The sequence below is a fragment of the Micromonospora sp. NPDC007271 genome (assembly GCF_040634005.1).
In the GTDB taxonomy this organism is placed as follows: Bacteria; Actinomycetota; Actinomycetes; order Mycobacteriales; family Micromonosporaceae; genus Micromonospora.
Genome location: NZ_JBEYER010000203.1, coordinates 1 through 3,089, shown reverse-complemented (window position 1 = coordinate 3,089; position 3,089 = coordinate 1). Strand labels below are relative to the sequence as shown.

Annotated in this window: 3 protein-coding genes; all 3 read left to right on the top strand. The window is 76.2% G+C overall.

Annotated elements, in window-relative coordinates; genetic code table 11:
• Window positions 1–692 (top strand): glycosyltransferase family 9 protein (locus ABZ570_RS33810; RefSeq protein WP_358072239.1); only part of this gene is annotated, 692 nt, incomplete at its 5' end.
• Between the two features lie 44 nt (window positions 693–736).
• Complete coding sequence (locus tag ABZ570_RS33805; protein ID WP_358072237.1) at window positions 737–1,711, top strand: glycosyltransferase; 975 nt, start codon at window positions 737–739, stop codon at window positions 1,709–1,711.
• Window positions 1,696–2,913, top strand: coding sequence for a glycosyltransferase (locus ABZ570_RS33800; RefSeq protein ID WP_358072235.1), 1,218 nt, complete (start codon window positions 1,696–1,698; stop codon window positions 2,911–2,913). Before ABZ570_RS33805 ends, ABZ570_RS33800 begins: the two co-directional genes overlap by 16 nt.
• The last annotated feature ends 176 nt before the right edge of the window (window positions 2,914–3,089 follow it).

The following is a 3,089-nucleotide window of genomic DNA, read 5'->3' as shown; positions in this document are numbered from 1 at the left end:
GGGTACCGGTCGGGGTGCCCGAACCCGAGCGGGCGCTCTCCCTCGCCGCCGCGGCGGGCTACACGCTGCCCGCCGACGACGAGCCGGGGCTGCGACTACGGGACGACCTGGCCCCGCCGAGCCCGACCGGAGCAGCTGTGCCCCGCTCCGCGCCGACGGTCACCGGCACGGCGCCGGAGCACCCGCCCGCCGGGCCGGCCGGCGACTACGTGGTGGTGCATCCCGGCTCGTCAGTGCCGGCCCGGGCCTGCCCGGCGGACCGCTGCGCCGAGATCGTGGCCGCGCTCGTCGCCGACGGGTGGCGGGTCCTGGTCACCGGCGGGCCCGACGAGCGCGACCTGACCGCGCGGGTCGCGGCCGGCGGCGGCACCGATCTCGGCGGGGCGACCGACCTGGCCGGGCTCGCCCGGCTCATCTCCGGCGCCCGGTGCCTGGTGGTCGGCAACACCGGGCCGGCGCACCTCGCCGCCGCCGTCGGCACCCCGGTGGTCAGCCTGTTCGCGCCCACCGTCCCGTTCGGACAGTGGGTGCCGTACCGGGTGCCGGTCGTCCGGCTCGGCGACGCCGGAGCGGCCTGCCGGGACACCCGGGCCGCCGTCTGCCCGGTCGCCGGGCACCCCTGCCTGAGCGGCCTCGACCCGGGTGCCGTGGTCGCAGCCGTACGCCTGCTCGCCCCCACGCCGCCGGACTAGCCGCAGCCCGCCCGCCCCCGCCCGCTGTGATCCTGAGGAGAGGCATGAACGTTCTGCTGTGGCACGTACACGGCTCCTGGACGACGTCGTTCGTGCACGGGAGACACCGCTACCTGGTGCCGGTCACGCCGGACCGCGGCCCGTACGGGCTGGGCCGCGCCCGGACGTACGCCTGGCCGGCGAACGCCGTCGAGGTGACCCCGCAGGAGCTGGCGCGGGCCGAGGTCGACCTGGTGATCCTGCAACGGCCCGAGGAGCTGGAGCTGGCGCAGCGGTGGCTGGGCCGCCGCCCCGGCCGGGACCTGCCCGCGATCTACGTCGAGCACAACACCCCCAAGGGCGACGTGCCGAACACCCGGCACCCGATGGCCGACCGGGACGACCTGCTCATCGCCCACGTCACCGGATTCAACGAGCTGTTCTGGGACAACGGCGGCACCCGCACCGCCGTCATCGAACACGGCATCGTGCCGCCGAAGGCGGAGTGGACCGGCGAGCTCGACCGCCTCGCGGTGGTCACCAACGAGCCGGCACGCCGCTGGCGGGTCACCGGCACGGACCTGATGCCGCGCTTCGCCGCGGTCGCCCCGCTGGACGTCTACGGCATGGGCGTGGCGGGGCTGGCCGACCGGCTCGGGCTGCCGCCCGACCGGCTGGCCGGCCACGACGACCTGCCGCAGGACCGGATGCACGAGGAGCTGGCCCGGCGGCGGGCGTACCTGCACCTGTGCCGGTGGACCTCGCTAGGGCTGAGCCTCATCGAGGCGATGGCCATCGGCATGCCGGTGGTCGCGCTGGCCGTGACCGAGGCGGTGGACGCCGTACCACCGGACGCGGGCGTGCTCGCCACCCGGGTCGACACGCTGGTCGAGGCGGCGCGCTGGCTCGCCACCGACCGCGACGCGGCGTACCGGCTGGGGGCACGGGCGCGCGAGGTGGCGAAGGAACGCTTCGGGCTCGACCGGTTCCTCGCCGACTGGGACCGGCTGATGGAGGAGGAGACATGCGCATCGCGATGATTTCGGAGCACGCCAGCCCGCTCGCCGTCCTCGGGGAGGAGGACGCCGGCGGCCAGAACACCCACGTGGCGGAACTCGCCGCCGCGCTGGTCGGCGCGGGACACGACGTGCGCGTCTACACCCGCCGCGACTCCACCACGCTGCCCGACGCGGTGTCCGCCCCGGACGGCTACCGGGTCTGCCACGTGCCGGCCGGTCCCGCCCGGCGGGTGCCGAAGGACGAACTGCTGCCGTACATGGGCGAGTTCGGCCGCTGGCTGGCCGAGGCCTGGCGACGCGGCGACTGGACCCCGGACGTGGCGCACGCGCACTTCTGGATGAGTGGGCTGGCCACCGTGCACGCCGGCCGGCGGACCGGGGTGCCGACGGTGCTGACGTACCACGCGCTCGGCACCGTCAAGCGGCGGCACCAGGGCGCGCGGGACAGCAGCCCACCGGGGCGGATCGGTTACGAGCGGGCGCTCGGCCGGGCCGTCGACCGGGTCGTCGTGCAGTGCGAGGACGAGGTCCGGGAGCTGGTGCGGATGGGCGTACCCCGGTCCCGGATGGCGCTGGTCCCCTCCGGTGTCAACCAGGACGTGTTCCGGCCGGACGGCCCGGTCGCGCCGCGCGACCCGGCCCGGCCGCGGCTCCTGACCGTCGGCCGGCTGGTGGAACGCAAGGGTTTCCTGGACGTGGTCCGGGCGCTGCCCGCGGTGCCGGACGCCGAGTGCGTGGTGGTCGGCGGCCCGCCGGCCGACCTGCTGCCCGCCGACGCGTTCGCCCGCCGGCTCACGGCGCTCGCCGAGTCGTGCGGGGTCGCCGACCGGGTCAAGCTGGTCGGCTCGGTGCCGCGGGAGGAGATGGGGTCCTGGTACCGCTCGGCGGACCTGCTGGTGGCCGCCCCCTGGTACGAGCCGTTCGGCCTCACCCCGCTCGAAGGGATGGCCTGCGGTGTGCCGGTGGTCGGCAGCAACGTCGGGGGCATCGCCGACACCGTCGTCGACGGGCTCACCGGGGACCTGGTGCCGCCGCGTGACCCCCGCGCGCTCGGCACCGCGATCCGGCGGCTCCTCGCCGACAAGGTCCGCCGTTTTGCGTACGCCACGGCGGCGCTGGACCGGATCCGCAGCCGGTACTCGTGGAAGCGCTGCGCCGAACAGCTCAGCACGGTCTACGCGACGATGACGAACGTCGCCCGGCCCACCCCGGCGGTGGCCTGATGACCCACTTCGACGCCCTCGACGCGCACCTGTCCGGCCTGGCGGCCGCGCTGCTGCCGTACCGCCGGGAGGCCGCGCGCCTCGCCGACTGGGGCACCGAACTGGCCTTGGCCCTGACGCGCGGCGGGCGGCTGCTGGTGGCCGGCAACGGCGGCAGCGCCGCCGAGGCCCAGCAC

What these genes read in the sequence shown, in the direction of transcription:
- ABZ570_RS33805 (WP_358072237.1), top strand. Translation starts at nt 737, where the DNA reads ATGAACGTTCTGCTGTGGCACGTACACGGCTCCTGGACGACGTCGTTC.
- ABZ570_RS33800 (WP_358072235.1), top strand. Translation starts at nt 1,696, where the DNA reads ATGCGCATCGCGATGATTTCGGAGCACGCCAGCCCGCTCGCCGTCCTC.